The organism is Sulfitobacter sp. G21635-S1, from assembly GCF_027213915.1.
Taxonomy (GTDB): Bacteria; Pseudomonadota; Alphaproteobacteria; order Rhodobacterales; family Rhodobacteraceae; genus Sulfitobacter.
Genome location: NZ_JAPWGV010000071.1, coordinates 1 through 961, shown reverse-complemented (window position 1 = coordinate 961; position 961 = coordinate 1). Strand labels below are relative to the sequence as shown.

General features: G+C 63.1%; 3 protein-coding genes. All 3 read right to left on the bottom strand.

The window, feature by feature from the left end; translation table 11 throughout:
- Positions 1 to 166: 166 nt before the first annotated feature.
- Positions 167 to 397 carry a hypothetical protein gene (locus tag O4H53_RS26950; RefSeq protein ID WP_269368085.1) on the bottom strand — a complete coding sequence of 77 codons (231 nt, stop codon included), beginning with the start codon at positions 395 to 397 and terminating at the stop codon, positions 167 to 169.
- A 2-nt stretch (positions 398 to 399) separates the two neighbouring features.
- A complete protein-coding gene (locus tag O4H53_RS26945; RefSeq protein ID WP_269368084.1) occupies positions 400 to 615 on the bottom strand; it encodes a hypothetical protein in 216 nt (71 codons plus the stop codon).
- On the bottom strand, positions 608 to 961 hold a 354-nt coding region (locus O4H53_RS26940; RefSeq protein WP_269368082.1), incomplete at its 5' end, for a hypothetical protein. The genes O4H53_RS26945 and O4H53_RS26940, both read right to left, overlap by 8 nt.

The following is a 961-nucleotide window of genomic DNA, read 5'->3' as shown; positions in this document are numbered from 1 at the left end:
TCGAGTTCGCGGTTGAAGGCGTCGAGCCGCGCCTCGTCATGGGTCTGCGGTTGCAAGGTCCGCACCCAGACCTTGACGGGGGTGCCATTCTCATCGTGGCCCTCCCAAAGTCGGCATGGGGCGCGCTCGATGCTTGTGATCTGGGCGGTGGGCTCGATGGTGAGTTTCACGCGCGGCCCTCCGCCGTTTCGTGCGGGCCCGGCGGGTCCATCGCGTCAGCAAGCCCGCGCAGCCATGCGGCTGTCTCGGAACTGCGCTCATAATCCGCGACGTCGGTACAGAAATCTTCGGGAGCGTCGTCGACGATCGCGCGTAGAAGGTACGCTGTCTCCTCGGGGTCATTGGCAAACTGGCGGCCCAGCTGACTGCCGGTCATTACGGCCTCGAACGTAATCATTCTCAGTTCCCTTCTGTTTCAACAAAGCGGGGTTGGCGCGCCGGATCGGTCGGCCTCCCTGGCAACAGGCCACCCAAGACGATCAGTGCTGCCATCGCTTCGATTTCGTCCATGGTGCAAAGTGTGGTGCCGCGCGGGCCCATCAGGTCCACTTTGGCAACTCCGCTGCCCGCCAAACGCAGCAATTCATCGGGCTGAAAGGGGCGCGGCTCAGTCATGGCGCACCACTGTGCCCAACAGCGCCCGCTCAAGCAGGCGTTGGCCATATTCGGAAGTCGTCATGCCGCGCTCGCTGGCGCGCAATTCCAGGAGGCTGTGCAAGCGCATCGGGATCAGCAGATTGCGCGGCGTGACGGGTGAAATCGCCTCACCGGTTCCGTCGGCGTCAACTTCCCGGCCCTTGGCGAAGGTCTCGATATCCTCGCCGCGCTTGCGCGCCTTGCGGATGTTTTCGTAGACCGTGTTCGGGTGAATGCCGAGCTGGTTTGCAATGGCCACCGGGCGGACCCGCTGCTTGGCCAGACTGACAATTTCAGCATAGCGAGAGTTCATTCCTGATCCTCC

Excerpts from the sequence above, each read along its gene's own strand:
- O4H53_RS26950 (WP_269368085.1), bottom strand. The coding sequence starts at position 397 with ATGATTACGTTCGAGGCCGTAATGACCGGCAGTCAGCTGGGCCGCCAG.
- O4H53_RS26945 (WP_269368084.1), bottom strand. The coding sequence starts at position 615 with ATGACTGAGCCGCGCCCCTTTCAGCCCGATGAATTGCTGCGTTTGGCG.